This window comes from Kitasatospora sp. NPDC051705, assembly GCF_044453265.1.
Classification (GTDB): Bacteria; Actinomycetota; Actinomycetes; order Streptomycetales; family Streptomycetaceae; genus Kitasatospora.
On record NZ_JBITCO010000001.1, the window covers coordinates 496,460 to 522,831 of the forward strand.

Here is a 26,372-nt window from a genome sequence, read left to right on the forward strand (position 1 = left end):
GAAAGGACCTCCATGACCTTCCGTAACGAGACCGCCACCGCCACCACCGCCACCCCCAAGCGCCGCAACCGCGTCCGGATGGCACTCATGGCCGGGGCCCTCACCGCCCTGCCGGTGGCCGGCCTCGTCACGGCCACCAGCGCGTCGGCCGCCCCGGCCACCGTCTGGGACAAGGTCGCCGCCTGCGAGGCCACCGGCAACTGGGCCATCAACTCCGGCAACGGCTTCTACGGCGGCCTCCAGTTCACCTCCAGCACCTGGGCCGCCTTCGGCGGCACCGCCTACGCCCCCCAGGCCCACCAGGCCACCAAGGCCCAGCAGATCTCCATCGGCGAGAAGGTCCTCGCCGCCCAGGGCCCCGGCGCCTGGCCCGTCTGCTCCGTCAAGGCCGGCCTCACCAAGTAACACCCCCCCAAGCACCACCGCCACGGCGCCGCCGCACCCCCACCACGAGGGGCGCGACGGCGCCGTTCGCACGCCCCGGACATCACCCGGGACGCTCCCGGACACACCCCCCAGGCCCCGCCCCGGACACCCCTCCCCGGATGCCCGCCCCGGCACCGGCCCGCTAACGAGGCGGCGTCGACGCGGCGGCGAGCCGGTCACGAACGGACCGCCGCACGAACGGGATCGGTACCGTCGAGGCGCGGGACCGGTTCGGGACCGCAGGCGACTTCGATCGGGGGGACGATGCGCCGGACCGCCGTACCGCTCGCGCTCGCCGTGCTGCTCGGGCTGGCCGGCTGCGACCCCAGGGCCGACCCCGGCCGGAGCCTCCCGCCGGACGACCGGCCCGGCTACGCCGTCCCGACCCCGAGCCCGCCCGGCACCGTGATGCCCGAGCTGCGGGGACAGAACGTGCTGGCCGCCCGCTCCCTGCTGCCGCTCTGGTACCCGGTGACCGTGCGGGACGCCGACCAGCGGGGCCGGGTCGTGGTGGTGCAGTGGCAGTGGCGGGTCTGCGCCCAGGATCCCGCGGCGGGGACGGCGCTGACCGGTCAGGTGGTCGCCCTGCGGGCGATGCTCGCCGAGGAGTCCTGCCCGTAGGCGCGGCGGCCGGCACCCCGTCGAGCCCGACCGGCGCCACCCCGACCGGCACCACCCCGGACGGTCCGCAGCCCGGCCGACGGCCCCGCGACCGGGCCCGCCTCCTCGCGCTCTCTCCGGGCCGGCGCCGCCCGTGCGAAATCCGCTCGCGCCGGCCCGGAGCCGTGTGGCAGCGTGCACCCGGTCCGTCCGCACCCGCCCCGCCCGCACGCCCCGCGCCGAGGAGCAACCCGATGTCGCTGCCGCCCCGACTCGTCCCCCTGCTGACGGAGTTCGACTTCGCCCGCACCCGCCTCACCGAGCGGCTGGCCGGACCGACCCTGGACAGCGGGAACGGCACCCCGGTCGCCGTCAGCCCGCTCACCGACGAGGAGTACCTCTGGGAGCCGGTGCCCGGCTGCTGGTCGGTGCGCCGGCACGCGGACGGGCCGGGCGAGGGCGCGACGGTCCTGGTCGGCGCCGGCGCCTGGGGGCGCGACACCACCCCCTCGCCGCACCCGGAGCCGGCCCCTTTCACCACCCTGGCCTGGAGGTTGAGCCACCTCACCGAGCTGTTGCTGCTGCGCGCCGACCACACCGCCGGCACCCGTTCGCTCACCCGGGACGACTTCCGCCCGAGCGGGGACGCCGCGTCCGCGGTCGCCGCCTTCGACGCCGCGGCCACGGCCTGGCGGGCGGCCCTGCTCACCGCCGACGAGACCGCGCTCGACACCGTGGGGTACTGCACCTACCCGCACGGCGGCGACGCGGAGGAGCCGTTCTGGGAGATCGTCTGGTGGGTCAACCAGGAACTGCTGCACCACGGCGCCGAGATCGCCCTGCTGCGCGACCTGCACCGCTGGTCGCCGCGGCACTGACGAGCCGCCGGGGCCACCCGGCCCGCCCGGGCCCGCTCAGCGCGGCGGGCGGGCGGGGAGCGGCAGCGGCAGGGCGGGCAGACCGTCGATGCTGGTGCCGACGTACGGCTTGCCCTCGCAGTAGGTGTTGAACTCCTCCTCGTCCTTGCGGCCGAAGTACTGTTCGTGCAGGTCGCGGTCGGCGCGGTAGTCCATCAGCGGAACGGCGAACCCGCAGGAGTCGCTGACCCGTTCGGCCCGCACCAGCACGATCGCCCGCAGCCCGGCCCCGTCGGCCTCCGGCGCGAAGCGGCCCAGCAGACCGGCGAAGCGCGGGTCGTCACGGAACACCGGCTCGCCCCGGCCGTGCACCCGCACCACGGTGGGCGGGCCGTCGAAGGCGCACCACATCAGGGTGATCCGGCCGTTCTCCCGCAGATGGGCGACCGTCTCGGCGGTGGATCCGCCGAAGTCCAGGTAGGCGAGCGTGAGTTCGTCGACGACCACGAGGGTGCCGGAGCGGCCCTTGGGCGAGACGTTCACGTGCCCGTCCTCGGCCAGCGGCGCGGTCGCGACGAAGTAGACGGGCTGCCGCTCGATGAACTCGCGCAGCCGGCCGGTGATGCTCTCGTACTGCTTTCCCATGCCCGCCAGTCTGCCCGCATCTCGCCAGTCAAGAAAGCGTGATCCACCACACGAGACGATCACCCGGCGACCGGGGCGCCCGTAGGATGGCACGTGCACATGCCACCTGCTCGTCCTGACAAGGGAGTTGAGATGGCTCACGACGCCCCGGCCGCCCCCGACCCCGGCGACGCCACCACCTACGGAACGGCCCTCGGCGCGCCCGCCGGACCGCTGCGCCCGTTCGTCCTCGGCTACCGCGGCTACCGGCTGACGCTCCACCGGCCGCGGCGGCGCTTGGAGGTGCCCACGGACGTGGTCACCCTGGCGCTCACCTTCGAGGGGTCGATGCGGCTCACCGACGCCGTCGATCCGGGGCCCGGCCACTCCTTCGCCTCGGTCGCCGCCGGGCTGCGCCGCACCGCCACCATCGCCGAACACTCCGGTGTGCTGCACGGGTTGGCCGTCTCGCTGACCCCCCAGGGCGCGTTCCGCGTGTTCGGGCCGACGGCCGGCGACCTGGGCGGCCAGTGGGCCGAGGCCGGGGACGTCCTGGGCCCGCGGCTGCGCCGGCTGTCCACCCGGCTGGCCGACGCCCCGACCTGGCCGGCGCGGTTCGCCCTGCTGGACGCCTACTTCGCCGCACGGCTCGCCGACGGCCCGCGCTGGGAGCCGTCCGTCCAGTGGGCCTGGCACCAACTGCGGCGCTCGCACGGCCTGGTGCCCGTCCACGCCCTGGTCGCGGGCACCGGCTGGAGCCGCCGCCGGCTGGAGCTGCGGTTCCGCCAGCACCTCGGGGTGGCGCCCAAGCAGGCCGCGACCATCCTGCGCCTCCAGCGCACGCTCGCCGTCCTCGCCCGGCACTCGGCGGCCGAGCGGCCCCTCGGGAACCGGCCGGACGGCGGGAACCGGCTGGACGGCGGGAACCGGCTGGACGGCGGGAACCGGCTGGACGGCGCCCGGATCGCCACCCTCTGCGGCTACTACGACCAGTCCCACCTCGACCGGGCCTTCCGCGGCATGGTGGGCTGCTCGCCCCGCGAGTTCCTCGCCTCCCGCACCTCCGCCGCCACCCTGCCCGAACCGGCCGACCGGGTCGCCGGCCGGGTGACGAGCGCCGTCCTCAACCCCGGCGGCTGAGCCCGTCCGGAACCGGGGGGACGAGCCGCGTGCGCACTTTTACAAGACGGGCGCCCCCGCCGTCCGGCACCCTCGGAACGCCCGGCCGGTACGGGGGGACCGGCCGGTCACCGGGCGCCGCAGCGGCCGGCGGGCCGCTGCGGCCGCAACGGCGGCGGCGGCAGCAGCGACAGTGCCGGGAGCAGCGACGGCGGGCCGCCGTGTGTCACCTACGCACGGAGCCCGCCGCCGGAGCGCGCGGCGGCGCGGACGCGCCGCCCGCCGGTCAGCGCTTCATGTAGACGCTGTCCATGAACTCGATGATCTGCTGGTCGGTCAGCCGCTGACCGTTGCGGTGCCCCATCGCGAGGTCGGCCTCGCTGATCATGCCCACCAGCCGCTCGCCGTCGATCACCGGGATCCGGCGGATCTGGTGCTGTTCCATCTTCCGGAGGACCATCTCCATGCTGTCGTCGGCGCGCACGCAGTGCAGGTGGCCGGACAGCTCCATGGCGGTCATGGAGGACGGGTCCTTGCCCTCCGCGAGACATCGCACCACGATGTCACGGTCGGTGATGATGCCCTTCAGCTTCTGGTCGTCACCGCAGATCGGCAACGCGCCCACGTTGCTGTCGCGCATCATCCGGGCGGCCTCGTCGAGCGTCTGGTGGGCGCCGATGCACTGGGCACCGGTGTGCATGATCTCTCGGGCAGTGGTCACGGGGACTCCTTCGTCGATGTCTCCCCCCGGTGATCCCCCCAGCGGCGGTCCCCCCGAGCGGTCGACCTCACCACTCGCGGAGTGACCGCGCCCTCACCATAGGCAACACCCCGCCCACCCGCGACCGCGGCCGCCGATACTGGAGACGTGACCACGGAAGCCCCCGGAGCGACCGGCACACCGGTCGACGAAGCCGTCCGCGCCCGGCCGGCGACCGCGCTGCGCCCCTACGTGGCCTGGTACTCCGGCTACCGCCAGCGCGGCGTCCCGCCCGCCGTGCACCGCGGACTGCCGTCCCCGTACCTGACGTTCATCCTCACCCTGGACGAGCCGCTGGTGGTCGCCGGCCACCCCGACCCGGCGCAGCCGCCCGGCACGTACCCGACGCTGCTCGGCGGCCTGCACACCGGCCCGGCGCTGATCACCCACGACGGCCGGCAGTCCGGCGTGCAGATCGCCGTGCACCCGCTCGCCGCCAGGGCGCTGTTCGGGTTGCCGGCCGGGGAGCTGGCCGGGATCGACGTCCCCGCGGAGCAGGTGCTGGGGCGGCTCGGCCCACTGCTGCACGAGCGGCTGCGGGCCGCCGGCAGCTGGGACGAACGGTTCGCCGTGCTGGACGCCGCGCTGCTGCGGGCCGCCCGCCCCTCCGGGCGGGTGCCGCCCGAGGTGGCCTGGGCCTGGCGGGCGCTGCGGCGCAGCGACGGCGCCCTGGCCGTCGCGGAGCTGGCCCGGGAGACCGGCTGGAGCGCCCGGCACCTGCAGGAGCGGTTCCGGCGGGAGACCGGCCTGACGCCGAAGGCGGCCGCCCGGGTGATCCGCTTCGACCGGGCCCGGCGGCTGCTGGCCGCCACCGCGCCGTCCCCCCGGCTCGCCGAACTGGCCGTCCGGTGCGGCTACTTCGACCAGGCGCACCTGGCCCGTGAGTTCCGGGCACTGGCCGGCGCCGCGCCCAGCGCCTGGCTGGCGGCGGAGGGACCGCAGGACGGGAAGTTCCGAAACGTCCAAGGCGGGGCGGACACGGCGGCCGCAGAGTGGGAGTCGTGAGCAGCCCCCCAGCGACCCCCGAGGAGCACGCGATGGACGACAGGACCCCCACCCCGCAGGTCTGGCCCAGCCTGCGCGCCACCGACGCCCGGGCCCTGATCCGCTTCCTGGTCGAGGCCTTCGGCTTCCAGGAGGTCGTCGTCCACGGCGAGGACGGGTTCGTCGCGCACGCCGAACTGGCCTGGCCCGAGGGCGGCGGCGTGATGCTCGGCTCCGACCGGGAGACGCCCGAGGGCGCCGAGCCCTGGCCGGGCCGGCCGGGCACCTTCACCGCGTACGTGGTCACCGTCGACCCGGACGGCGTGCACGACCGCGCCGTCGCCGCCGGGGCCCGGATCACCACTGCGCTGACCGAGACCGACTACGGCTCGCGCGACTTCGCCGCCGCCGACCCGGAGGGCAACCGCTGGTACTTCGGCACCTATCCGGGCGCGCCGCGGCCCGCCGCGCCCTCGGCGGGGTGAGGCGGGCCGTGGCGGCGCCGGTGGACCGGCTGCGGGCGCTCTGCCTGGCCCTGCCGGAGGTCGAGGAGCGGGTCAGCCACGGGGAGCCGAGCTGGTTCACCGGCTCCGGCCGCCGGGCCCGGCTCTTCGTGATGCTCGCCGACCACCACCACGACGACCGGCTGTCCTTCTGGTGCGCGGCGCCCGGCGGCGCCCAGGCCCGGCTGGTCGCCGAGGACCCGGACCGCTACTTCCGCCCGCCCTACGTCGGGCACCGGGGGTGGCTCGGCGTGCACCTGGACGGGCCGCCGCCCGACTGGGGCCGGATCGAGGACCTCGTCGCGGACGCCCACGCCCTGGTGGGCCCGGACCGCTGACCGCCCACGCCCCGGGCGGTCCGGGCGACGGCGGCCGGGGCGTGCGACGGTCCGGGCGGCGGCCGTGCGCCGCGGCCGCCGCCCGGGCAGACTGACTGCGGGGGCCACCCGCAGGCTCCGGAGAGCGCCCATGCCCCAGCTCACGGTGGACGGGCGCACCCTCGCGCTCTCCCACCTCGACAAGGTGTACTACCCGCGCACCGGCACCCTCAAGGGCGAGGTGCTGCGCTACTACGCCGCCGTCCACGACGCCCTCCTGCCGCACCTGCGCGACCGCCCGGTCTCCTTCCTGCGCTGCCCGGACGGCGTCGAGGCCGAGGTGTTCATCGCCAAGAACCCGCCCGCCGGGACGCCGGGCTGGGTGCGCACCGTCGAGGTCCCGAGCAGCGGCGGCGACCTGCGCCAGGTGGTGCTCGACGACGGCGCCGCCCTGCTCTGGGCCGCCAACCTGGGCTGCCTGGAACTGCACGTCCCGCAGTGGCACGCGGCCGCGCCGGGGCTCGCCGACCGGCTGGTCCTGGACCTCGACCCGGGCGAGGGCGCGTCCGTCCTCACCTGCCGGACGGTCGCCGGGCTGCTGCGCGAACGGCTCGCCGCCGACGGCCTGACGGCCTGGGTGAAGACCTCCGGCTCCAAGGGGCTGCACCTGCTGGTCCCGCTCGAGCCCACCCCGAGCACCCGGGTCTCCGGCTACGCGAAGGCGCTCGCCGCGGCCCTGGAGGCCGAGCACCCCGACCTGGTCGTGCACACCATGGCCAAGGCCCGGCGCACCGGGCGGGTGCTCGTCGACTGGTCGCAGAACAACGCCAAGAAGACCACCGCCGCGCCCTACACCCTGCGGGCCCGGCCGCTGCCGACCGTCTCCACCCCGCTCTCCTGGGCCGAACTGGAGCGGGCCGGCACCGAGGACGACCTCGTGTTCACCCTCGCCGAGGTCCCCGGACGGCTGGCCGCCCACGGCGATCTGTTCGCCCCGCTGCTCGATCCGGGGCAGGCCCGGCCGCTCCCGGCCGACCCGGTGGGGGCGGGCTCCACGGCGACGTCCACGGCGACGTCCGCGGGGGCGTACCCGGACGGGTCCACGGCGACGTCCACCGTGAAGCGCGCGGCGAGGGCGGGGCCGGAGGCGGGAGCACAGGCGGGCCCGGAGGCGGCGCCGCCCGCCGCGGCCGCGCCCCGCACCCGGCAGGTCCTGCACCCGCCCGTCGAGGTGATGCGCCCGGCCGCCGTCACCGCCGTCCCGCCCGCCGACGGCCTGGGCGGCGCCGGCGTGCAGTACGAGCTGAAGCTGGACGGCTTCCGCTGCCTCGCCTTCGCCCGCGGCGACCGCCCGCCGTTCCTCCAGTCCCGTACCGGCCGCGACCTCGCCCCCGAGTTCCCGCCGATCGCCGCCGCCGTCGCCGGGCTGCCCGAGGGGCTGGTGCTGGACGCCGAACTCGTCGCCTGGCGCGACGGCCGCTTCGCCTTCGGGGAGCTCCTGCACACCCGCCGGGCCCGGGCCGCCTCCCCGGAGGTCGCCCTCGGCCTGATCGCCTTCGACCTGCTGGCCCTGCCCGGTCGTGACGTGCGGCGGCTGCCGCTCGCCGACCGCCGCCGCCTGCTGCTCGCCGCCCTCGCCGACGTCCCGCCACCGATCAGCCCCGTGCTGGCCACCACCGACCGGGCCGAGGCGCTGGAGTGGATGGAACGCCTCGCCGACACCGGCGTCGAGGGCCTGGTCTGCAAGGCCGCCGGCTCGCCCTACCGTCCGCGCGGCGGCGGCCGGGCCTGGGTCAAGTACCGGCGCAGCGACACCGTGGACGCCACCGTCCGGGCACTCACCGGCCCGGCCGCCCGGCCGCGCGCGCTCGTCCTCGAACTCGACGACGGCCGGGTCCTGCTCAGCTCCCCCGGGCTCACCCCGGTGCAGGCCCGCGAGGTCGCCGCGGTGGCCGCGCCGCTGCTCGGCCCCGCCACCACCGACCCCGACCTCGGCCCGGTCCACCCCCTCACCGGCCCGCTGCGCGCCGAACTCACGCTCACCGGCCGGCCGCCCACCGCCACCTTCGTCCGTCTCCGCTGCGACTGAGGCGGGGGCCGGAGCGGGGGGCCGGAGGCGCGGGCCGGAGCGGGCGGGGGCCGGAGCGGGCGGGGGCCGGAGCGGGCGGGGGCCGGAGCGCGGCCGGGTTCGCCCCCGGCCGGACCCGCGGCGCACGCGCCCGCCCGCGCTCAGGCTCCGCGTCGTTTCGCCGCGTGGGCGAACACGGTGACGAAGGCGTCCTCGAACACCGGCAGATCGGCCGGGTCCCGGCTGGTCACCAGCGGCCCCGGGCCGTCCCGGCAGAGGTGCACCTCCTCGTCGACCCAGGTCGCCCCCGCGTTGCGCAGATCGGTGCGCAGACTCGGCCCGGAGGTGAGGGTGCGGCCACGGACGGCGTCGGCCTCGATCAGGGTCCAGGCGGCGTGGCCGATCGCCGCGACCGGGCGGCCCGCCGCGCACCAGGCGCGCACGAAGGCCACCGCGGGCCCGTCCAGGCGCAGCAGGTCGGACCCGGCGACCCCACCGGGCAGGACCAGCCCGTCGAATGCCTCCGCGTCCGCCTCGGCGACGGACCCCTCCACCCCGAAGGTGTCACCGAACGCGGCGCCCGAGGCCTCACCGAAGGCCTCGCCCAGGGCGAGCCGCCGGACGGCCTGGACCCGGCCGGGTGCGGTGGAGAGCAGGCGCGGCACACCGCCGGACTCGGCCACCGCCTGCCAGGGCGACGTCAGTTCGACCTGCTCGACACCGAACGGCGCCACCAGGAAGGCGATCGTCCGGCCGGTGAGCGTGGTGGACGGCCAGCCCATGGGGTCAGCGCGGCTCGCGGCCCGCGAGCTCGACGGCGACCGGCGGAGCGGAGCTGAGCCGGGCGCGCGGACAGTCCAGGTGGACGGCCAGCTCCAAGTGGTCGATCCTGGCCACCAGGCCGACCGGGACCACCACCCGGGCACCGGGCACCCAGGGCCCGGCGTCGACCAGCAGGTGGTCCCCCGAGTCCTGTTCGACCGTGCCGAGCGGACCGTCGACGGCCTGCACCTCGTACCCCGTCAGGCTCAGCTCGGCCGCGTGGTGGGGACCGGGGCGGTACTCCCACAGCTCGGTGCCCATCACGCCTCCGGCTGGTCCCAGGGCCGCCGTTCGCGGCGCTCGTCCCGGTCGGGGGGCCGTGCGGCGGAGCCGTCTCCGGGTTCGCGGCCCGCGGCCCGGCGGCGCAGCAGCGCCGCGACGGCCATCGCGACCGCCACCGAGGCCGTCCACACCACGCCGAGGGCGATCAGCACGGCGGCCGTCGGGGTCCGCACGCCGACGGTGAGGCAGATCGCGGCCATCAGCAGCGCGGTCGTCACCACCCCGGCGGAGACCCGGCGGGCCACGCCGCGCAGCACGCCGCGGAACCGGCTCGGCCGTTTGGCACCCATGGTGCTCAACTTCCGGTCGAGGCGCGCGTCCTGGCGCAGATCGGACTCGATCTCCTCGAGGAGCCGCCGCTCCCATCCGCTCAACGCGGGTCCGTCCATCTCGGTCACCTCCGACAACTCCGGTGACGTGCTCGCACCCGGGCGGTTGCCCGGTTCGGGCCGGCGTTAACCGCCTCGGGGACCGCCTGTTCCCGCGCCCACCGGGCCGAAGGCCCGCGGGCGGGCGAGCAGGCTGTCGTCCAGGACTCGCAGCAGGGCGGCGGCGTCGCGGTGGACCTCGGCCGCACCCGCCGCCCGCAGCAGGGGGCCGGCGTCCACGCCGACCTCCAGGGCGATGCACGGGACCCCGGCCCGCCGCGCCGCCAGCACCTCGTGTACGGTCCCGGCCACCGCCACCGCGTGTGAAGGCCTGCCGCCGACCAGCTCGAGCGCGGCCCTGACCGGGTCGTCGCCCGGGGCGGCCACGGTCAGGGCGGGAGCCCCGGCCGGCCCGGGAGCGGTCAGCACGACCGTCCAGCCACGGGCGGCGCACTCGCGCAGCAGCTCGGCGCAACCGGGCGGCGCTGGCCGCCAGGCGGTACCGAAGACAGCCGCCGAGATCACCGTCATGGCCCACCGCTTTCCCGTTCGAGGCCACGCACCGTACGCGCCCTTCCAGGTTAGGCCGCTCCCCGGCCGAGCGCGCCCTGCCGACCGTCGGTCCCTCCCCGGGCGGGCCGGAAATCCGCTTGGCCACGGACCGTCGGGCCGCGATACTCCGGGGACCCGCTGCCGGGGTCCGCGGGGGGCGATCCGCAGGAGGGGGACGGGATGACGGTGTTCGCGTGCACGCGGTGCGGGACGGCACTGACCACACCGGTGTCCCGGGTCGCGCTGCCCGCGCACGCCCGTCGCGAGGGCGGGGACCGCTTCCTCCCGCCCCTGCTGGAGCCGGGCACGTACGCCGTCGATCCGCTCTGGTGCGCGCCCCCGTGGCGGCCCTGGGAGGAGATCGGGGAGGCTACGGCGGCCGCACTCGGCGTCCACGCGCCGCTGCCCGGGCTGTCCGTCGGCCCGGCCGGCGCGGTCGTGGTGGCGCCGGGCGACACCCGGGGCACCGTCCTGCTGCCGGAGCGCTGCGAGGGCTGCTGCGCCTCGGCCGGCGGCCTCGGGCCGAACCTGGCCTGCGCGGGCTGCGGGCGGGAGGTCGGGACCAGGATCGACGACTGCTACCGGTGGCAGTCCGTGTGGTTCCTCGCGGCGGCCGTGCGCAGGATACCGGCCGACGGCCTGTTCGACGACCGGGTCGACGGGCCGTCGGACGAGGCGTTGGACGAGCCGCTGGACGGGCCGGTCCCCTCGGCCGTGGAGGGCTGGACGGTACCGGCCCTGCCGCCGGTGGAGGCCCCCGGGTGGTGGAGCTCGCAGTGGGAGGCGGCGGTGGGCACGGCGCTGGCCGATCTGCTGGCCGCCTCGGGAGGCGCACCGGTGTCCGTGCCCGACGGCCTGCTCACGGCGACGTTCGGCCGCACGCTCGACGCGCTGCTGCCGGCCGGGCCGCCGGCCCGGACCCTGGCACTGGCCCTGGCCGGTCCCGGGCTGCCGCCCGCGCCCGGCGCCGACCTCCTGCTGGTCCCCCGGCACCCCCGGACGGGCACCGGGTGGCGGCCCGGGACCGCCGCGGAGTCGCCGCCCGCCGGCGGAGCCGCCACCGTCCCGCTGGACGCCGCGGTGTGGAGCTACCTGGCCTTCCCGGAGCCGCGGACGACGGCCCGGCTGCCCGCCGGGGTCGAGCGCGACGACCCGCTGCCGCTCCGGCCGTACAGGCCGTTCGCCCCCGACCGGGCGGCGCTGCTCGACCGGCTGGCCCGCCTGCCGGCCGTCCGACAGCCGTGGCTGCGGGCGATCCACGACCGGCTCCGCGGCGGCTGAGGGCTGTCTCTCCGGTCATCTGCGGAGCCGGCTGAGGATGGCTGCGAGGTGGAGTGCGGCCTGGCAGGCGATGGCGAGCTGGTCAGTGCGCATGGCCAGGCCCCACCACTGTTCCGAGCGGTTGATGCACTGTTCCGGTCTGGAACGGCCCCAGCTCCTCCGGCGGGTCCCGCCAGGGCGAGCACGGGCGCTACTTCCACGCGATCGCCCCACGTGCGCCGGAGCGGTCCGCGGGGCCCGCGTCAGCCGGGCCGCCCGGGCTCCGGGTCGGTGGCGAGGCGGGCGTGCAGGTGCTCGTCGAAGTACTCGCCGCCCTCGTAGCGGTAGGACGCGCGCAGGGTGCCCTCGTAGCGGAAGCCGGCGCGGGTGGCGACCCGACAGGAGGCGTCGTTGCCGACGGCGTGGCAGAGCTCGATGCGGCGCGCGGCGGCGGTGTCCACGCCCCAGCGGGTGACGGCGGTGGTGGCGCGGGTGGCGATGCCCCGGCCGCGGGCGGCGGCGAGCAGCCAGTAGCCGACCATGGCGAGGCCGTCCTCGCGGTTGGTCCAGCGCAGCGCGACGTTGCCGAGCAGCCTGCCGTCGGCGGCGTCGGTGACGGCGAAGGCGGCGGTGCCGCCCTCGGCCCAGCCGGTGTCGCAGCGCTCCAGGTAGGCCTCGGCGGCGGCCCGGTCGTCGGCGCGGAACGGGTTCCAGCGGGCGATCTCCCGGTCGGCCGCGGCCGCGGTCAGGGCGGGGAGGGTTCCGCCGGGCAGCTCGAGGGTGCGGCCCCAGGGGCGCAGCAGGACGTCGCCGAGGTCGAGGGTGGCCGGGCGGAAGGTGCGGTGGTCACCGACCGGGGCCGGGGCGGTCGGTCGGGCTGCGGCCTGGACCGGCTGGGCGGGCTGGGCCTGCCGGCCCGGCTGGGCGGGCGTCTCGGTGCTGCTCATCCGACCTTCCTATCCCGCCCCATCCCGGGCCCGCCAGCGAATTTCCCCGCGGGAGACGACCCGCCCCCGGCACCCCGAGGGTGCGAGGATCGACTCGTGATCGAGCTGCTGACGGCCCACACGTCCGGGTTGGGGCGTGCCGCGCTGGACGAGGCGCGGACCCTGCTGGTCGAGGTGTTCGGGGTGGTCTTCGAGGGGGGTCTGACCGCGGAGGACTGGGAGCACGCGCTGGGCGGGATGCACGTGCTGCTGCGGGAGGACGGGGTGCTGGTGGGGCACGCCGCGGTGGTCCAGCGGCGGATGCTGCACGGCGGGCGGGCGCTGCGCGCCGGGTACGTGGAGGCGGTCGGCGTGCGGGCGGACCGGCGCGGGCTCGGGTACGGCGCGGCGCTGATGGACGCGGCGGAGCGGGTGGTCCGGGGCGGGTACGAGCTGGGCGTGCTGTGCGCCGCGGACGGCGCGGCGGGCTTCTACGGGGGGCGGGGCTGGCTGCCGTGGCAGGGGCCGCTGGCGGCGCTGACGCCGACCGGCCCGGTCGCGACGCCGGAGGAGGAGGGCAGCGTGTTCGTGCTGCCGGGGCCGGTCGCGCCGGACGTCTCCGGCCGGCTGACGTGCGACTGGCGCGACGGCGACCTGTGGTGACCCGCGCCGTGGCCGCTCGAAGGACCGGCCGCGGCGCGGAGCACCGGGCCGGCCACCACCGGACCACAGGTCACCGGGCTACGAAGCACCGGACCGCGGATCACCGGACCGCGGGTCACCCGGGCGCCGCCCTCACCTGCCGGGCGCGACCCGCCCGACCAGGTGGAGCAGCCGGTCGAGGGCGTCCTTGGAGTTGGGCTCGGTGAGGTTGACCATCAGCCGGAAGGCCACCTTCAGCAGGGACGGGTGGCCGAGTCCGGCGGCGCCGGCGGCACCGAGCAGCCGGGGCCGGCCCAGGAGGTCGGCGGCGAGGCGCCCGAGCGCGAAGTATCCCGCGTAGGCGGACCGCAGGGCCTGCGGGTAGGCGCGCAGGGCGAGCTCGCGGCCGCGGTCGGTCCGCCGGGCGAGGGCCTGGACGACGGTCTCGGCGGCGAAGCGCCCGGACTCCATCGCGTAGGCGATGCCCTCGCCGGTGCCGGGGCTGACCGTGCCGCCCGCGTCGCCGACGAGCAACAGGCCGTCGGCGTAGTGGGGTTGGCGGTTGAGCCCCATCGGGAGGGCGGAGCCCCGGACGGGTTCGGTGACGGCTTCGGGGGTGTAGGCGTACTCGGGCGGCAGGTCGTCGCACCAGCGGCGCAGGAGGTCCCGCCAGTCGAGGTCGATGTGCGCGGTGTCGAGGACGCCGAGGCCGACGTTGGCGGTGCCGTCGCCCATGCCGAACACCCAGGCGTAGCCGGGCAGGAGCCGGCGGCCCGGGTCGCCCGGGTCCCGCAGGTCCAGCCAGGCCTCCAGGTAGCGGTCCTCGTGGCGGGGGGTGGTGAAGTAGGTGCGGTAGGCGACGCCCATGGCGCGGTCCGTCCGGCGGTAGCGCTTCATCGCGACGGAGAGCCGGGTGGAGTTACCGTCGGCGGCGACCACGACCGGTGCCCGGTAGCTGACCGGTTCGCGTTCCTCGCCGAGCCGGGCGGTGACACCGGTGATCCGGCCGGTCCGTTCGTCGACCAACGGGCCCGCCACGTTGGCCCGTTCGACCAGCCGGGCGCCGGCCGAGGCGGCCCGGCGGGCGAGCAGTTCGTCGAAGTCGGCGCGCCGCCGGACCAGGCCGTAGCCGGGGAAGGCGGACAGCTCGGGCCAGTCGAACTCGATCGAGCGCCGGCCGGAGACCAGCCGCAGGCCCCGGTTGTGCAGCCAGCCGGCCTCCTCGGCGACGTCGATGCCGAGGTCGGTCAACTGTTTGACGGCGCGCGGGGTGAGGCCGTCCCCGCAGACCTTCTCGCGCGGGAAGGCGGACTTCTCCAGCAGCAGGACGTCCAGGCCGGTACGGGCCAGGTGGTAGGCGGCGGTGGAGCCGGCCGGGCCGGCGCCGACCACGATGACGTCGGCGTCCTCCCCGGTCCGGGCGGACCGGCCGCCGTCTCCGGTCACCTGCTGCTCTGGGCCGGGCATCGCGCACTCCCACGGGTCGGATCGGGTGTGGAACTCGATGGAATCGGAGGGACTCAGACGGACGATAGAGAACCCCGGTGCCCGCCCGCCGCCCCGACACGCGGGCCCGCCCCGATGACCGGTCAATACCGGCCATCGGGGCGGGCCCGGCCCACCCGGCGGGTCAGAGCCCGCCGTTGACCACCGCGCTGGAGACGGCGCCCGGGCTCACGTTCCACTTGGCGAGGATCTTGTCGTACGCGCCGCCGCGGATCACCTGGTCGAGGGCCTTGGAGATCACGTCCCGCAGCGCGGTGTTGTCCTTGGCCACGGTGATGCCGTACGGGCCGGACTGCAGGAAGTGGGTGTTGGCGAGGACGAACTTGCCGACCCGCTCCGGCGTGGTGGTGTTGTACTGGGCGACCGGGTAGTCGTTCAGGTCGGCGATCGCGGTGCCGGAGGCGACCTCGGCGAGCGCCTGGTCGTCGTTGTCGAAGCGGTGCACCTGGAGCACCTTGCCGGTGCGCGGGCAGGCGCCCATCTGGCGGGTGGCGAACTCGTCCTGCAGGGTGCCGCGCTGGACGGCGACGGTCCGCCCGCAGAGGCTGTCGACGGTGCTGAGCGGCACCTGGTTGCCGGCCTTGACGACCATGGACGTCCCGGTCGTGAAGTAGTCGACGAAGTCGACTCCGGGGTCGGCCTGGTGGCCGTCGTCGGCGGCCCCGAGCTGGCGCTGCTTGGTGTCGATCACGGCGGACATGACCAGGTCGATGCTCCTGCTCTGGACGGCCGGGATGAGCTTGTCGAACGGCATGTCGACGAACTCGACGCGCAGGCCGAGGTAGTCGCCGATGGCGGCGGCGATCTCGGGGTCGAGCCCGGCGGGCTTGGCGTCGTTGTCGCGGAAGTCGACCGGTGGGTAGTGGAGGTAGGAGCCGATCTTCAGGACCCCGGCGTCCTTGACCGCCTTGGGGATCCGGTCGCGCAGGTCGGCCTGGCTGCCGGGGACGGACCCGGCGCCGCTGCCGCAGCCGGTCAGCAGTAGTCCGCCGGCGCCGAGCAGGGCGGCGGCGCGGGCCGGGAGCACGGGGGTGCCGGAGCGGCGGTCGGCGGGGCGGCGGTCCCCGGAGCTCCGGGCGCCGGAGCGGCGGTCGCCGGAGCTCCGGACGATCGGTCTTTGGCCGGGAGTGGGGGCGGAGCAGGGGGTGTGGTCGGGGGTGCGGTGCATCGCGATGCGTCTTCTTCGCAGTGAGAGTGCGGGCAGGGAGACGCCGCGCCGGAGTGGCTGCCGGGGTACGCAGTGCGGACCTCGTCGCCGTGTGCCCGGATCGGGCCGCCGGGGGTGCGGGGCGGCCGGTCGGCGGAGGTCCGCCGTCGGGGGCGGTCGGGGTCATCCTCGCACCCCGCGCCGGGCGCCCCGCCGCCGGGTCGGTGGGCGGCCGGTCGGCCTGCCCTCACGCGGGGGCCGGGGCGCGGGGGGGCTGCGCCCGGGCGGGGACGGCTCGGACCTCATGACGTGAGCACGCCGCCCGACCGGCCGGACCACCGACGATGCCCTCACGCGGACCCGTCGCGTCCGGCGGACCTCAGGCCTCGACCCGGTACCAGCCGTTGCCGCTGCGGAACCAGAGCGTCCCGTCCCGGCCGTGGGCGGGCCCCGGGTCGATCCCGCCGGGCAGCTGCAGCCGCTGTCCGCCGGTCCGCTTCCACTGCTTGCCGACCAGCAGGTGCCGGGTCAGCTCGCCGCTCCTGGAGAGGAAGACGCCCTCGCGGCCGCGGACGGCGAATCCGGCCGGCAGCCGCACGGGGCTGGGCCCGGCGGCCGGCGCGGCGTTCCTCCTCGGGCAGCCGCCAGACCTCGACCGGGTGCCGGTTCGTCGCCACCGGGCCTCAGACCCGCGCCGCGAACGCGGAGGACAGCGGCGGACGGACGCTCATCGGGCGGGTCACCTCTGGCAGTCGGGAGGAGGGTCGGCAGGTCAGCGGGGCGGGAGCCACTGTACCGGGGGGTGCGTCACCGGTCCGACGGCCCTTAGAGTCGGGCCCATGGCCTCGAACGACCGCAGCCGTGCGGCAACCACGCTCGACCCCGCAAAGATGATCGCCGACGCCCGCCGGGCGCTCTTCACCATGGTCGGTGTGCTGGCGGCGATCTGGCTGATCCAGCTCGTGAACTGGATGGACGACTACCACCTCGGCCGGCAGTTCGGCGTCGTCCCGCAGGATCCGAGCCGGCTGCCGAACATCGTCACCGCGCCGTTCCTGCACTGGAACTGGGCGCACCTGGAGGCCAACTCGGGCCCGCTGTTCGTGTTCGGCTTCCTGGCGGCCTACCGCGGCGTGAAGAAGTTCCTCGGCCTGACCCTGCTGGTCGCGCTGACCAGCGAACTGACCGCCTGGGTCTTCGACAGCCCGGACTCGGTCGGCGCCGGGGCGAGCGGCGTGGTGTTCGGCTACTTCGGCTACGTGGTGCTGCGCGGGGTCGTGGACCGCAACCTGGTCGACACGCTGATCGGCGTCGTCCTCGGCGCCTCGTTCGCCTACATGGTGACCGCCGCCCTGCCCGGCGTCGCCCCGGGCATCAGCTGGTCCGCCCACCTGGGCGGTCTGGTCGGCGGCCTGGCCGGCGCCTGGATCTTCCGCGACCGCGCCCCGCGAACGGCGACCACCCCCGTGCCCGTGCCCGCGCCCGCGTCGGCCTCCCGGGCCGGTTCCGGGGCCGTCGCCGGGCGGGCCGCAGCCGATCCGGGCAGCCCCAACGCCGCCCTGCTCAAGGAGTTGGACGACCTCGGCCTCTAGGCCGCGACTGACAAGTCCCGCCCGGCCCCCGGTCTCCCGCCCGGTCGTCAGGGGTTGACCGCCAGCACCACGTAGGCGGCCAGCACCGCGAGGTGGACCGCGCCCTGCAGCGGGGTGGCCCGGCCCGGGACGACGGTCAGGGTGCCGAGCACCACGGTCAGCGTCAGCAGCACCAGGTGCGCCGGGCCGAGGCCGAGGACGAGCGGGCCGGTGAGCCAGTACGAGGCGATGGCGACGGCCGGGATGGTGAGGCCGATGCTGGCGAGCGCCGAGCCGAGGGCCAGGTTGAGGCTGGTCTGCACCCGGTTGCGCAGGGCCGCGCGCAGCGCCGCGATGGTCTCCGGCAGCAGCACCATCAGGGCGATCACCACGCCGACCACCGAGTGCGGCAGCCCGGCGTCGTCCACCGCGGACTCGATGGTCGGTGAAACGCCCTTGGCGAGCCCGACGACGGAGACCAGGGCGACGCCGAGCAGCAGCAGGCTGACGCCGGCGGCGGCGGGGGTCGGCGGGTGGGCGTGGTCCTCCTCCTCCAGCACCCGGCCCTCGGGGGTGACGGGCAGGAAGTAGTCCCGGTGCCGGACGGTCTGGGTGGCCACGAACAGCCCGTACACCACGATCGAGGCGGTGCTCGCGTAGATCAGCTGGGTGGTCGAGAACTGCGGCCCGGGGGTGCTGGTGGTGAAGGTCGGCAGCACCAGGCTGAGCGTCGCCAGGGTGGCGATGCAGGCCAGCGCCGCGCCGGTGCCCTCGGCGTTGAAGACGGCGGTGCGGTGCTTGACCGCGGCGACCAGGATGGACAGCCCGAGGATGCCGTTGCAGGTGATCATCACGGCGGCGAAGACGGTGTCACGGGCCAGGGTGGCGGACTTGTCCCCGCCGTCGGCCATCAGCGTCACGATCAGCGCGACCTCGATCACGGTGACCGCGACGGCGAGCACCAGGGATCCGAAGGGCTCCCCCGACCAGTGCGCGATGACCTCGGCGTGGTGCACGGCGGCCAGGACGGCGGCCACCAGGAAGCAGGCGACCACACCCACCACCCAGCCGGGCAGGTCCCGGTGCCAGGTCAGGGCGAGGACGACGAACGACACCACCGGAACGACGACGGTCCATCGCGCGGAGGCCGCGCGGAGCTTCGTGATCATGCGCCGAGGATCCCAGACCGGGGGCGCGTCACCCGGGTGCCCGCGCCGGGGTACGGGGGATGTGACCCGGTTCATCCCGCTTCGTCCGTTCACCCTCCGTAGTCGGCCAGGTACCGGAGCACCTTGTCGACGTGCGGGCGGACGCGCTCGGGGACGCCGCCGGCGGTGGCCACCGTCTTGTCGCTGGTCCGGTAGGCCGCGGCGACCAGCGCCGGCAGGTCGCGGGTGTAGCCGCGGTGCTTGAGCTGCTGGTCCAGCCAGCAGACGTAGTTGCCCATGGCCGCGATGGCGTCCCCCGGGTCGAGGTACGACTTCGGGCCGGGGTGGTTCGCGGCCTTCGCCCACGCCTCGAAGACCGCGGGCGTCCACATCGCGATGCCGTACTCGCCGGTCTCCGGTCGCGCCGCGTTCGGGTCGAAGCCGCTCTCGGCCTTCAGCATGGCGGCCAGCAGCGCCGGGGTGATCTCCGGTTCGGGGCAGCGCCGGGCGGCGTCCTCGATCATGCCCCGGTAGGCCGCCGGCACGTCGGAGCCGACCGGGATCGCCCCGGGGGGCGGCGCGGCCCGGTGGGCGACCGGGGCGAGCGGCTCCGGCGCCCCGGTCAGCGCGAGCACCGCCGCGGCACAGGCCAGCAGGCCGGCGAGGGCGCGCAGGGCGGCGCGGCGGCGGACGGGCGGACGGGCGGCGGCCCGGGCGACCAGCGCCGCGAGGTCGGTGCGGGCCCGCTCCTCCCTCCCGGGCGCCAGGCAGGCGGTGACCACGGCCCGCCACGGCCGGGGCAGCGACGCGTCCAGCCGCAGCGGCGCCGCACCGCGCGCGTACGCCTGGGCGGCCAGCGAGCGGGCCCGGGCGGTGGCGCCCAGGAAGGGGTGCAGGCCGCCGGTGAGCAGCTGGTGGGCGATCACCCCGAAGGCCCAGACGTCGGCGCTGGGGCGCAACACGACGCCGCGCGCCCCGGTGCGCTGGGACCACCACTCGGGCGGGACGTGGTCGGGCGAGCCGAGCGGCGGGGCGTAGGCGTGGGTGCCCTCGAGTTCGGCGGTGAGGCCGAAGTCGGCGATCTTGGCGGTGCCGTCGGCGAGCAGCAGGATGTTGGCCGGTTTGAGGTCCCCGTGCACCCAGCCGGCGCGGTGCATGTGGGTCAGTCCGGCGCAGACCTCGGCCAGCAGGCGCTCGGCCCCGGGGACGGGGACGCCGGGGCGGGCGGTGGCCAGCACGTCCTGCAGGCTGCGGGCGGCACGCTCCATCACCAGGGCGACGGCGCCGTCGAGGCCGGGGTGGTCGGGGTCGTCGACGACCGCGACCGCGAGGGTGCGGATCAGGTGGGGGTGGTCGGCGCGGCGGCTGAAGCGCAGCTCGCTGCGGGCGACCTGGGCCATGGTCCGGCGCCGGCCCGGGCTGAGCCGGGCGGGGCTGAGCAGTTTGACGGCGGCCGGGGTGCCGTCGGGGCCCTCCGCGGCGTAGACGCTGCCCCAGGCACCGGCGCCGAGCAGGGCGCCGGTGCGGTAGCCGGCGAACCGGTAGCCGGCCGGGACTTCGAAGGTCGGGGCGTCGTACGGCTGGGGGTCGCAGGGCTGGGCGCCGCGGGGCTGGGCGTCGGGCGGGCCTCCCTCGGGCGGCGGCGTGTCGGGTTTCACGGCGGGTCGGTCCTCACGGCGGGTCGGTCCTCAGGGGCGCCGGGGCGGGAGCAGGGCCAGGTGCTCCTCCCGGACGAGGTCGAACTTCAGTGCCAGGGCCGCGAGTTCCTCGCGCTTTCCGCCGCCCGGCGCCTCCTCGTAGGGCTCGCGCAGGCGCAGTTTCGTCCACACCAGGTAGTCGATGTGGTAGTTGACCGCCGAGCGGGTCAGTCCACGGCAGGAGGGCAGCGCACGCAGCCGGGCCAGCACGTCGGTCACCCCGGGGACGGCGGCGGCGGAGGGTGAGCGCAGCCTGGGCTCGCAGAGCGCGAGCAGCACCAGGAAGTACTTGGCGGTCGGGTCGAGGGCGAACGGGCTGACGGTGCGTTCGCCCTCGGAGCCGCCGGCGTCCTCGACTCCGCCGCCCGCCGACCGTCCGGGGGCGGCGCCGCCCGGGCCGGGGGCCAGGTAGGCGTGCTGCGGGGCGAAGACCTTGAACGAGACGGGTTCGCCGAGCGCGGGCAGCAGCACCCGGGAGAACTCGAACGGGACGGGTGCGCCGAGCCGCCCCGGCGCCACCTTGACGTGCTCGCCCGCGCCCTCCAGGTTCTCCACGACGTAGGTGGCCGTGGTGCTGAAGTTGGAGAGCAGCCAGTAGTCCTCGGCGGCGGTGACCTCTCCCGCGCGGCGCGAGACACCCTGGTCCGTGAGCGGGATGGGGGCCGGCCGGCCCGGCTCGCCGCGCCCGAAGACCGCGGTCTCACCGGGCCCCATCCGCAGCAGTTCGGGGGCCCGGCCGGGCGCCACCACCGGTGCCGGGTCGGGAAGTTGGACGATGACCGTGTCCACGCAGACACCTCCGTCGGTCGGGTCGATGGTATCCGCCCTTTCCGCTCCGATGGCAGTTCGCCACCCGGACGGGTGAAGGGGCCGGACCACCGCGACGGGCGGGGCGCCGACGAACTGATCGTTCGTCAGTCGGCGATCTGTCCGCGCGCTGAACACTGCGAGAACGGTTGCAGCACGTAGTTGAATGGTCACCTTGAGTGTGACGTAACACACACGAAACATGTTCACGTTCTGTGCAAGACTCATCCCAAGGAGTGAGACACCCTTAATTTCCAAGGAGGTTCATATCATGCGCGCTCGGATCGCAGCCGTGATGGTGGCGACGGCAGGGATCGCGGGTCTCTCGGCCGGACCGGCCCTGGCGACCCCGATGACGGCCGAGACCGGCACCGTGGCCTGCGCCGCCGTGCTCAACCAGCCGTGCATCTCGCACCAGGCCGACGGTGAGGGCTTCGTCGGCACGGCCCAGGTGTCGGCCGCCCCGGGGCAGTTGACGGTCCTCCGGGTCGAGGTCCGCACCCAGAAGGCCTGGGGCAGCCCGTGGGAGACGGCCACGTCGACCACCACGGTCCGCCTCGGCTCGGTGAAGGCGACCACCCCGCGCGTCGTCACCAACGACCTGAAGATGATCTGCGCCACCGCCGGCCCCGCGCTGGACGCCGCGCAGCAGGTCACCACCTGTACCAACCCGTTCTGATCCTTCGCCAACCCCCGTTTGGCGAAAGGGATCCGGAACGCGGGGGCGGCACTCGGCCACCCCACGGGCCTCAGGGCCGGCCACCGTACGCGGCGGCCGGCCCGTTCGGCGTTCCGGCCCACTCGGCGTTCCGGATCGTACGGCGCTCCGACCCGCCCCCGGGCCCGTGCGCGTCAGCGCTTGCGGAGCCAGTCCGCGAAGGCCGCCAGGGCCGGGGCCGGGTCGCGGCGGCCGAGGCCGATCCGGAAGCGGTCGGCCGGCGTGGGCGTCAGCTCGGAGCGGAAGATCCCGGCGGGCAGCAGCAGGACGCCTGCCTGCTCGACCAGCGCCGTGCAGAACTCCTCGACCCCGTCCGCGCCGAGGTAGCGCGGGTAGGCGACACAGCCGCCGTCCGGGGCGCGCCACTCGAAGAGGTCGGCGAACTCGGCGAAGAAGGCGTCGAACTGCGGGACGTTCTCCGCGATGATCGCGCGGTTGCGCTCCAGGATCCGCTCCCGGTTGTTCAGCGCGATCCGGGCCAGCACCTCGCTCGGGGCGGAGTTGCAGATCGTGGTGTAGTGCTTGGCCCGCTCCAGCCGGGAGCGCAACTCCGCGTCCCGGCAGGCGATCCAGCCGATCCGCAGGCCGGGCAGGCCGAGCGCCTTGGAGGTGACGTTGAGCGAGAGGGCGCGCTCGGAGAGGTCGGTGGCCTGCGGCAGGGCGCGGGCCCGGTCGCGCTCGAGGCCGCGGTAGACCTCGTCGGAGAAGAGCCGGATGCCGCGTTCCTCGCACAGCTGCGCCAGCCGCGTGAAGTCGGCGGCGTCGATCACCTTCCCGGTGGGGTTGTTGGGGAAGTTGACCGACACCACCCGGGTGTTCGGGCGCAGCGCGGCCTCGACGGCGTCCAGGTCGAGCGCCCAGTCCCGCGCCGCGTCGAGGGCGACCCCGGTCACCTCGCAGAGGGAGAGCGGGATGGTCTCGGCGGACTGGTAGTTGGGGGTGAGCACCACGGCGTGGTCGCCCGGTTCGAGGAGCACCTGCATGGCGAGGTTGAGCCCCTCCTGGGCTCCCCCGAAGCAGATCACGTCGTCGGCGTCCACCTGCTCGTACGTCCCGGCGATCGCCCGGCGCAGCCCCGGGTCGCCGTAGGTCTCGGTGTAGCCGAGGGCGAGGGTGTCCCACGCCTCCCGGTCCTCGGGGCCGGCCAGGGCGAGCAGCTCGGCCATCGTCATGGTCTGGGCGTCGGAGGCGGTGAGGTGGTGCCGCGCGGTGAACTCCCAGCGGGAGAAGTGGGTCTCGAGTCGGAAGTCGGGGAGCCTGGTCATGGCTGGTCACTCGCTCTCGTGCGGTCGTGCGCTGGTGCGGGGGTGTCCCCGGGTCCGGCGTTCCCGGGTCCGGCGTCACGGGGTTCGGCGTCACGGGGTTCGGCGTTCCGGGATTCGGTGTTCCTGAGTTCGGCGAGCAGGGTGTACACGGTCGAGCGGGACACCCGGAGCGCGGTGGCGACGGCGGGGGCGGCCCGGCGGACGGCGAGGACCCCGGCCTGGTCGAGTTCGTGCAGCACCGCGAGCCGGTCCTCGCGCCCGAAGCGCTCGAGCGGGCGGCCGTGCGCACGCACGTATCCGCCGATCACGTCGTTCATCCGTTCCGTCCAGTCCCGTTCGAACAGCGGCTCGGGGCGGGGGGCGGTGGGTGCGGCGAAGCCGGCCAGCAGGGCGGCGGCCTGTTCCAGCGGGCCCCGGTCGAGGTTGACGCAGAGCACCGCCGAGGGCCGCCCGGCGTCGTCGCGCAGCACGGCGCTGACGGAGGAGAGCCGGCGGCCGTCGGGCAGCAGCTTCTCGTAGGGGCCGTAGACGTCGGGGGCGGACGGGTCGAGGGCGTCGAGTTCGCCGAGCAGCGACGGGTCCCCGGGGGCGCGGGTGGTCATCGGGTTCCACACGGCCAGCACCCGGTCCGCGGCGGCGTCGTGCAGCACCACCTCGGCGTAGGGGCCGAGCAGCAGGGCCACGGCGCGGCAGGCGGGGGCCCAGGTGCGGATCCGCGGGTCGGCGGCGTCGGCGGCTGCAGCGGGTTCGGCGGTCATGTTCGGACTGTACGTCCAGTCCGGACGTTTCGTCCAGGCGTGCGGGCACGGGCCCCGGGGGGTGCGGCGGTGGCGGGAACGGCGGAGGGCCCCGCCCGTGGGTACGGGCGGGGCCCTCCGCGCTTCGACGGCGGCCGGTCAGCGGCTACGGGTCAGCGGCTGCCGGCCGGTAGCCGGCGGTAGGTGGTCAACGGCAGGTGATCAGCAGACCGAGGACGGCGGTGCAGCTACGGGTGTCCCGGCTGGTGGCCGGGGACGGGTCGGCGGGCACGCCGGCGGTGCGGGCCACCGTGACGTCGAAGGTGCGGACCAGGCTGAGCAGGCCGACCGAGACCGAGAAGTGCCGGGTGGTGCTCGCGCCCTTGGCCAGCGGAGCGGTCACCGCGCAGGTGAGCTTGGTGCCCGCGATGGTGCAGTCGCTCGAGGTCGCGGCGAGGCCGACGGGGAGGTCGGCGGAGACGGTGGCCGAGGTCAGCGGGTCGGGGCCCTGACCGGTCAGGGTGACGGTGTAGTCGACCCGGCTGCCGAGCAGACCGCTCACCGGGGTCGCGGTGAGGGCGACACCGAGGTGGGCGCTGGGGGCCGTGTAGGTGAACCGGTCGCCGGCGACGGCGGCGCTGGTGCCGCCGGGCGTGGTGACCCGGACGTCCACCGGACCGGTCACCGTGGTGGCGGGGGCGGTGGCGGTGCAGCTGGTCCTGGTGCAGCTGAACCTGGTGGCGGCACCGGCCGCGCCGAAGGTCACCGCGGTGGCGCCGTTGAGGTCGGTGCCGGTCACGGTCACGGCGGTGCCGCCGACCCCGGAGCCGCCGGCCGGGCTGATCGCGGTGACGGCCGGCACCGGCAGCGGGAAGTTCAGCACGTCGACGGCGCTGCCGTTGAAGTCGGCCAGGTAGCCGTGCCGCCCGTCGGGGGCGACGGCCAGGGTGTAGGGGTTCGCCCCGACCGGCACGGTCGCGGTGACGGTCCGGCTCGCGGTGTCCACCACGCTCACGGTGTCGTCGTCGTAGTTGGACACGTACGCGGCGGTGCCGTCCGGGGAGATCGCGACGGCGTACGGGCCGGAGCCGACCGCCACCGTTCCGGTCAGCGTGTTGGCGGCGGTGTCGAGGACGGCGGCGGTGGCGTCGTCGGCGTCGGCCGCCCAGAGCCGGGTGCCGTCCGGGCTGAGGGCGAGCCCGAAGACGCTGTGGCCGACGGGGACGGTGGCACTCACCGTGCCGGTCGCGGTGTCGACCACGTTCACCGCCTTGGCGCCGGAGGCCGCGACGTAGAGGCGCTTGCCGTCGGCGGAGAGGGCGAGTCCGTGCGGTTCCGCGCCGACCGGGACGGTCGAGGTGACGGTGGCGGTGGCGGTGTCCAGCACGCTGACGGTGCCGGCCCCGGCGTTGCTGACGTAGGCGCGCGTGCCGTCGGCGGACAGGGCCAGGCCCCACGGCTGGGCGCCGACCGGGACGGTGGCGGTGACGGTGTTGCCCGTGGTGTCCACCACGCTGACGGTGCCGTCGAGGTGGTGGGTCAGGTAGGCGCGGTGCCCGTCCGAGGAGACCGCGACCGCGTAGGAGCCGCTGCCCGCGGTGAACGTGCCGGACACCGCCCTGGTCGCGGTGTCCAGCACGCTCACCGTGCCGGTGCTCTGGCTGGTGACGTAGGCCCGGCCGCCGTCCGGCGTGAGCGCGACGCCCGCCGGGTAGTCCGCCACCGCCACGTGGGCGGCGACGGTCGGCGGCGGCGTCACGGCCTCGGCGGTGACGGGCTGCGACAGCAGCGCGGCCGTGGCCGCGGTTATCGCGGCCACGGCCGTCCAGGTGCGCCGGGGTGCACGGGCTGTTCTCACGGGTCTCTCCAGGATGGTCGGTCAAGGAAACACAACGCCGGTCGCTCCGGCGCCCCCCGCGGTTCCGGAACCGCACGAAGCGTAGAAGCACCCCTGACCGACCGTCAGGGGCTGATCGGTAATGTCGCCAACTGTTCAGATTCGATCGATTCGACACACCCGATCCGATCCCGACCCGATCCTGAACCGTTCCCGATCCGATCCCGGCGCGATCCCGATCCGCCCCCGCCTGATCCCGCTCCGCCGTCAACCCGGTCGGGATCGTGCAGAAAATTGGAGTTCCGGAATCGCATTCGCTAGCGTTCCGCACGTGAGGCTGACCAAGAGCACCGACATCGCCCTCCGGATCGCCATGCGACTGGCCGTCCTGGGCGAGGAGGCCAACCCGACCACCCGCGAGGTGGCCGAGTCGGTCGGGGTGCCCTACACCCACGCGGCGAAGGTGGTCAGCCGGCTGCAGCACCTCGGGGTCCTGGAGGCCCGACGCGGGCGCGGCGGCGGGCTGATGCTCACCTTCGCCGGACGCACCGGCTCGCTCGGACTCCTGCTGCGCGAGCTGGAGGGGGTCGGCGACGTGGTCGGCTGCGAGGACGACCCGCCGTGCCCGCTGCGGGCCGCCTGCCGGCTCCGCGGTGCGTTGCGGACGGCGCAGGAGGCCTTCTTCGCCACCCTCGACCCGCTCAGCATCGACGACCTGGTGGCCTCCCCCACCGGGCCGGTCCTGCTCGGCCTCACCAGCAGACCCACCGACTGATCCGCCCCGGGCCCCGCGCACCCGCGCTCGGCCTTTAATATGCATCTCAGATAC

29 protein-coding genes and 1 pseudogene are annotated in these 26,372 nt (G+C 75.7%); 14 read left to right on the forward strand and 16 right to left on the reverse strand.

The window, feature by feature from the left end; translation table 11 throughout:
* The first annotated feature begins 12 nt into the window (after window positions 1–12).
* From ACIA8Q_RS02270 to ACIA8Q_RS02280, 3 genes are all read left to right on the forward strand, one after another.
* Window positions 13–405, forward strand: coding sequence for a transglycosylase family protein (locus tag ACIA8Q_RS02270; RefSeq protein ID WP_396316623.1), 393 nt, complete (start codon window positions 13–15; stop codon window positions 403–405).
* Between the two features lie 285 nt (window positions 406–690).
* The gene (locus ACIA8Q_RS02275) at window positions 691–1,047 is read left to right on the forward strand and encodes a hypothetical protein (protein WP_396316624.1); all 357 of its coding nucleotides are present in this window, start codon (window positions 691–693) and stop codon (window positions 1,045–1,047) included.
* A gap of 233 nt (window positions 1,048–1,280) precedes the next feature.
* The gene (locus tag ACIA8Q_RS02280; protein WP_360221529.1) at window positions 1,281–1,904 is read left to right on the forward strand and encodes a DinB family protein; all 624 of its coding nucleotides are present in this window, start codon (window positions 1,281–1,283) and stop codon (window positions 1,902–1,904) included.
* A 36-nt stretch (window positions 1,905–1,940) separates the two neighbouring features.
* On the opposite strand, the gene ACIA8Q_RS02285 is transcribed toward ACIA8Q_RS02280, so the two are convergent.
* Window positions 1,941–2,528 carry a pyridoxamine 5'-phosphate oxidase family protein gene (locus ACIA8Q_RS02285; protein ID WP_360221526.1) on the reverse strand — a complete coding sequence of 196 codons (588 nt, stop codon included), beginning with the start codon at window positions 2,526–2,528 and terminating at the stop codon, window positions 1,941–1,943.
* A gap of 132 nt (window positions 2,529–2,660) precedes the next feature.
* Between ACIA8Q_RS02285 and ACIA8Q_RS02290 the strand changes: the two genes are divergently transcribed.
* Window positions 2,661–3,647 carry a helix-turn-helix domain-containing protein gene (locus tag ACIA8Q_RS02290; RefSeq protein WP_396316625.1) on the forward strand — a complete coding sequence of 329 codons (987 nt, stop codon included), beginning with the start codon at window positions 2,661–2,663 and terminating at the stop codon, window positions 3,645–3,647.
* 265 nt (window positions 3,648–3,912) lie between these two features.
* Here ACIA8Q_RS02290 and ACIA8Q_RS02295 read toward each other — a convergent pair whose 3' ends face one another.
* On the reverse strand, window positions 3,913–4,347 hold the full coding sequence (locus tag ACIA8Q_RS02295; protein ID WP_360221520.1) for a CBS domain-containing protein: 435 nt from the start codon (window positions 4,345–4,347) through the stop codon (window positions 3,913–3,915).
* Between the two features lie 147 nt (window positions 4,348–4,494).
* Between ACIA8Q_RS02295 and ACIA8Q_RS02300 the strand changes: the two genes are divergently transcribed.
* The 5 genes and pseudogenes from ACIA8Q_RS02300 to ACIA8Q_RS02320 all read left to right on the forward strand — a co-directional run bounded on the left by ACIA8Q_RS02300 (window position 4,495) and on the right by ACIA8Q_RS02320 (window position 8,279).
* Window positions 4,495–5,391 (forward strand): helix-turn-helix domain-containing protein, encoded by an 897-nt coding sequence (locus ACIA8Q_RS02300; protein ID WP_360221517.1) that lies wholly within the window; start codon window positions 4,495–4,497, stop codon window positions 5,389–5,391.
* Window positions 5,388–5,855 (forward strand): VOC family protein, encoded by a 468-nt coding sequence (locus tag ACIA8Q_RS02305; RefSeq protein WP_396316626.1) that lies wholly within the window; start codon window positions 5,388–5,390, stop codon window positions 5,853–5,855. Before ACIA8Q_RS02300 ends, ACIA8Q_RS02305 begins: the two co-directional genes overlap by 4 nt.
* Before the next feature lie 8 nt (window positions 5,856–5,863).
* The gene (locus tag ACIA8Q_RS02310; protein ID WP_360221514.1) at window positions 5,864–6,211 is read left to right on the forward strand and encodes an MmcQ/YjbR family DNA-binding protein; all 348 of its coding nucleotides are present in this window, start codon (window positions 5,864–5,866) and stop codon (window positions 6,209–6,211) included.
* 130 nt (window positions 6,212–6,341) lie between these two features.
* Window positions 6,342–7,220, forward strand: a pseudogene (gene ligD, locus ACIA8Q_RS02315) (non-homologous end-joining DNA ligase); the annotation flags it as partial.
* A 204-nt stretch (window positions 7,221–7,424) separates the two neighbouring features.
* A complete protein-coding gene (locus ACIA8Q_RS02320; protein WP_360221535.1) occupies window positions 7,425–8,279 on the forward strand; it encodes a DNA ligase in 855 nt (284 codons plus the stop codon).
* 140 nt (window positions 8,280–8,419) lie between these two features.
* Here ACIA8Q_RS02320 and ACIA8Q_RS02325 read toward each other — a convergent pair whose 3' ends face one another.
* The 4 genes from ACIA8Q_RS02325 to ACIA8Q_RS02340 form a co-directional block, all read right to left on the reverse strand.
* Window positions 8,420–9,040: a DJ-1/PfpI family protein gene (locus tag ACIA8Q_RS02325; protein ID WP_360221511.1), complete on the reverse strand. Its 621-nt coding sequence runs from the start codon at window positions 9,038–9,040 to the stop codon at window positions 8,420–8,422.
* A gap of 4 nt (window positions 9,041–9,044) precedes the next feature.
* Window positions 9,045–9,341, reverse strand: a complete 297-nt coding sequence (locus ACIA8Q_RS02330; RefSeq protein WP_360221508.1) for a PRC-barrel domain containing protein — start codon at window positions 9,339–9,341, stop codon at window positions 9,045–9,047.
* A complete protein-coding gene (locus ACIA8Q_RS02335; RefSeq protein WP_360221505.1) occupies window positions 9,341–9,751 on the reverse strand; it encodes a hypothetical protein in 411 nt (136 codons plus the stop codon). Before ACIA8Q_RS02335 ends, ACIA8Q_RS02330 begins: the two co-directional genes overlap by 1 nt.
* A 66-nt stretch (window positions 9,752–9,817) precedes the next feature.
* Entirely contained in the window at window positions 9,818–10,261 is a 444-nt protein-coding gene (locus tag ACIA8Q_RS02340; RefSeq protein WP_360221502.1) for a hypothetical protein, read from the reverse strand.
* A 201-nt stretch (window positions 10,262–10,462) separates the two neighbouring features.
* Here ACIA8Q_RS02340 and ACIA8Q_RS02345 point away from each other — a divergent pair, with 201 nt between their 5' ends.
* On the forward strand, window positions 10,463–11,563 hold the full coding sequence (locus ACIA8Q_RS02345; RefSeq protein WP_396316627.1) for a hypothetical protein: 1,101 nt from the start codon (window positions 10,463–10,465) through the stop codon (window positions 11,561–11,563).
* 242 nt (window positions 11,564–11,805) lie between these two features.
* Here ACIA8Q_RS02345 and ACIA8Q_RS02350 read toward each other — a convergent pair whose 3' ends face one another.
* Window positions 11,806–12,489, reverse strand: coding sequence for a GNAT family protein (locus ACIA8Q_RS02350; protein WP_360221496.1), 684 nt, complete (start codon window positions 12,487–12,489; stop codon window positions 11,806–11,808).
* A gap of 99 nt (window positions 12,490–12,588) precedes the next feature.
* Here ACIA8Q_RS02350 and ACIA8Q_RS02355 point away from each other — a divergent pair, with 99 nt between their 5' ends.
* Window positions 12,589–13,131, forward strand: coding sequence for a GNAT family N-acetyltransferase (locus ACIA8Q_RS02355; protein WP_396316657.1), 543 nt, complete (start codon window positions 12,589–12,591; stop codon window positions 13,129–13,131).
* A gap of 132 nt (window positions 13,132–13,263) precedes the next feature.
* Here ACIA8Q_RS02355 and ACIA8Q_RS02360 read toward each other — a convergent pair whose 3' ends face one another.
* From ACIA8Q_RS02360 to ACIA8Q_RS02370, 3 genes are all read right to left on the reverse strand, one after another.
* Complete coding sequence (locus tag ACIA8Q_RS02360; protein ID WP_396316628.1) at window positions 13,264–14,577, reverse strand: geranylgeranyl reductase family protein; 1,314 nt, start codon at window positions 14,575–14,577, stop codon at window positions 13,264–13,266.
* 163 nt (window positions 14,578–14,740) lie between these two features.
* Entirely contained in the window at window positions 14,741–15,784 is a 1,044-nt protein-coding gene (locus ACIA8Q_RS02365) for an ABC transporter substrate-binding protein (protein WP_396316629.1), read from the reverse strand.
* A gap of 358 nt (window positions 15,785–16,142) precedes the next feature.
* Window positions 16,143–16,361 (reverse strand): hypothetical protein, encoded by a 219-nt coding sequence (locus ACIA8Q_RS02370; protein WP_360221485.1) that lies wholly within the window; start codon window positions 16,359–16,361, stop codon window positions 16,143–16,145.
* A 241-nt stretch (window positions 16,362–16,602) separates the two neighbouring features.
* On the opposite strand from ACIA8Q_RS02370, the gene ACIA8Q_RS02375 reads away from it, so the two are divergent.
* Window positions 16,603–17,355: a rhomboid family intramembrane serine protease gene (locus ACIA8Q_RS02375; RefSeq protein ID WP_360221482.1), complete on the forward strand. Its 753-nt coding sequence runs from the start codon at window positions 16,603–16,605 to the stop codon at window positions 17,353–17,355.
* 47 nt (window positions 17,356–17,402) lie between these two features.
* Here ACIA8Q_RS02375 and ACIA8Q_RS02380 read toward each other — a convergent pair whose 3' ends face one another.
* From ACIA8Q_RS02380 to ACIA8Q_RS02390, 3 genes are all read right to left on the reverse strand, one after another.
* Complete coding sequence (locus ACIA8Q_RS02380; protein ID WP_387907077.1) at window positions 17,403–18,503, reverse strand: calcium:proton antiporter; 1,101 nt, start codon at window positions 18,501–18,503, stop codon at window positions 17,403–17,405.
* Window positions 18,504–18,592: 89 nt separating this feature from the next.
* Window positions 18,593–20,140 carry a serine/threonine-protein kinase gene (locus ACIA8Q_RS02385; RefSeq protein ID WP_396316630.1) on the reverse strand — a complete coding sequence of 516 codons (1,548 nt, stop codon included), beginning with the start codon at window positions 20,138–20,140 and terminating at the stop codon, window positions 18,593–18,595.
* A gap of 30 nt (window positions 20,141–20,170) precedes the next feature.
* On the reverse strand, window positions 20,171–20,968 hold the full coding sequence (locus ACIA8Q_RS02390; RefSeq protein WP_360221473.1) for a serine/threonine protein kinase: 798 nt from the start codon (window positions 20,966–20,968) through the stop codon (window positions 20,171–20,173).
* Between the two features lie 289 nt (window positions 20,969–21,257).
* Between ACIA8Q_RS02390 and ACIA8Q_RS02395 the strand changes: the two genes are divergently transcribed.
* Window positions 21,258–21,665 carry a hypothetical protein gene (locus ACIA8Q_RS02395; RefSeq protein WP_387907071.1) on the forward strand — a complete coding sequence of 136 codons (408 nt, stop codon included), beginning with the start codon at window positions 21,258–21,260 and terminating at the stop codon, window positions 21,663–21,665.
* Window positions 21,666–21,838: 173 nt separating this feature from the next.
* On the opposite strand, the gene ACIA8Q_RS02400 is transcribed toward ACIA8Q_RS02395, so the two are convergent.
* From ACIA8Q_RS02400 to ACIA8Q_RS02410, 3 genes are all read right to left on the reverse strand, one after another.
* Window positions 21,839–22,969 carry an aminotransferase class I/II-fold pyridoxal phosphate-dependent enzyme gene (locus ACIA8Q_RS02400; protein WP_396316631.1) on the reverse strand — a complete coding sequence of 377 codons (1,131 nt, stop codon included), beginning with the start codon at window positions 22,967–22,969 and terminating at the stop codon, window positions 21,839–21,841.
* The gene (locus ACIA8Q_RS02405) at window positions 22,966–23,727 is read right to left on the reverse strand and encodes a PAS domain-containing protein (RefSeq protein ID WP_396316632.1); all 762 of its coding nucleotides are present in this window, start codon (window positions 23,725–23,727) and stop codon (window positions 22,966–22,968) included. Before ACIA8Q_RS02405 ends, ACIA8Q_RS02400 begins: the two co-directional genes overlap by 4 nt.
* A gap of 187 nt (window positions 23,728–23,914) precedes the next feature.
* The gene (locus ACIA8Q_RS02410) at window positions 23,915–25,564 is read right to left on the reverse strand and encodes a beta-propeller fold lactonase family protein (RefSeq protein WP_396316633.1); all 1,650 of its coding nucleotides are present in this window, start codon (window positions 25,562–25,564) and stop codon (window positions 23,915–23,917) included.
* Between the two features lie 310 nt (window positions 25,565–25,874).
* On the opposite strand from ACIA8Q_RS02410, the gene ACIA8Q_RS02415 reads away from it, so the two are divergent.
* Window positions 25,875–26,318: an Rrf2 family transcriptional regulator gene (locus ACIA8Q_RS02415; protein ID WP_360221708.1), complete on the forward strand. Its 444-nt coding sequence runs from the start codon at window positions 25,875–25,877 to the stop codon at window positions 26,316–26,318.
* Window positions 26,319–26,372 lie beyond the last annotated feature (54 nt).

Bases quoted from the DNA above. Each gene is read 5' to 3' on its own strand.
- ACIA8Q_RS02345 (WP_396316627.1), top strand. From the start codon at position 10,463: ATGACGGTGTTCGCGTGCACGCGGTGCGGGACGGCACTGACCACACCG.
- ACIA8Q_RS02280 (WP_360221529.1), top strand. From the start codon at position 1,281: ATGTCGCTGCCGCCCCGACTCGTCCCCCTGCTGACGGAGTTCGACTTC.
- ACIA8Q_RS02285 (WP_360221526.1), bottom strand. From the start codon at position 2,528: ATGGGAAAGCAGTACGAGAGCATCACCGGCCGGCTGCGCGAGTTCATC.
- ACIA8Q_RS02375 (WP_360221482.1), top strand. From the start codon at position 16,603: ATGGCCTCGAACGACCGCAGCCGTGCGGCAACCACGCTCGACCCCGCA.
- ACIA8Q_RS02395 (WP_387907071.1), top strand. From the start codon at position 21,258: ATGCGCGCTCGGATCGCAGCCGTGATGGTGGCGACGGCAGGGATCGCG.
- ACIA8Q_RS02275 (WP_396316624.1), top strand. From the start codon at position 691: ATGCGCCGGACCGCCGTACCGCTCGCGCTCGCCGTGCTGCTCGGGCTG.
- ACIA8Q_RS02335 (WP_360221505.1), bottom strand. From the start codon at position 9,751: ATGGACGGACCCGCGTTGAGCGGATGGGAGCGGCGGCTCCTCGAGGAG.
- ACIA8Q_RS02330 (WP_360221508.1), bottom strand. From the start codon at position 9,341: ATGGGCACCGAGCTGTGGGAGTACCGCCCCGGTCCCCACCACGCGGCC.
- ACIA8Q_RS02405 (WP_396316632.1), bottom strand. From the start codon at position 23,727: ATGACCGCCGAACCCGCTGCAGCCGCCGACGCCGCCGACCCGCGGATC.
- ACIA8Q_RS02340 (WP_360221502.1), bottom strand. From the start codon at position 10,261: ATGACGGTGATCTCGGCGGCTGTCTTCGGTACCGCCTGGCGGCCAGCG.
- ACIA8Q_RS02365 (WP_396316629.1), bottom strand. From the start codon at position 15,784: ATGCACCGCACCCCCGACCACACCCCCTGCTCCGCCCCCACTCCCGGC.
- ACIA8Q_RS02360 (WP_396316628.1), bottom strand. From the start codon at position 14,577: ATGCCCGGCCCAGAGCAGCAGGTGACCGGAGACGGCGGCCGGTCCGCC.
- ACIA8Q_RS02290 (WP_396316625.1), top strand. From the start codon at position 2,661: ATGGCTCACGACGCCCCGGCCGCCCCCGACCCCGGCGACGCCACCACC.
- ACIA8Q_RS02320 (WP_360221535.1), top strand. From the start codon at position 7,425: ATGCGCCCGGCCGCCGTCACCGCCGTCCCGCCCGCCGACGGCCTGGGC.
- ACIA8Q_RS02270 (WP_396316623.1), top strand. From the start codon at position 13: ATGACCTTCCGTAACGAGACCGCCACCGCCACCACCGCCACCCCCAAG.
- ACIA8Q_RS02400 (WP_396316631.1), bottom strand. From the start codon at position 22,969: ATGACCAGGCTCCCCGACTTCCGACTCGAGACCCACTTCTCCCGCTGG.
- ACIA8Q_RS02380 (WP_387907077.1), bottom strand. From the start codon at position 18,503: ATGATCACGAAGCTCCGCGCGGCCTCCGCGCGATGGACCGTCGTCGTT.
- ACIA8Q_RS02350 (WP_360221496.1), bottom strand. From the start codon at position 12,489: ATGAGCAGCACCGAGACGCCCGCCCAGCCGGGCCGGCAGGCCCAGCCC.
- ACIA8Q_RS02325 (WP_360221511.1), bottom strand. From the start codon at position 9,040: ATGGGCTGGCCGTCCACCACGCTCACCGGCCGGACGATCGCCTTCCTG.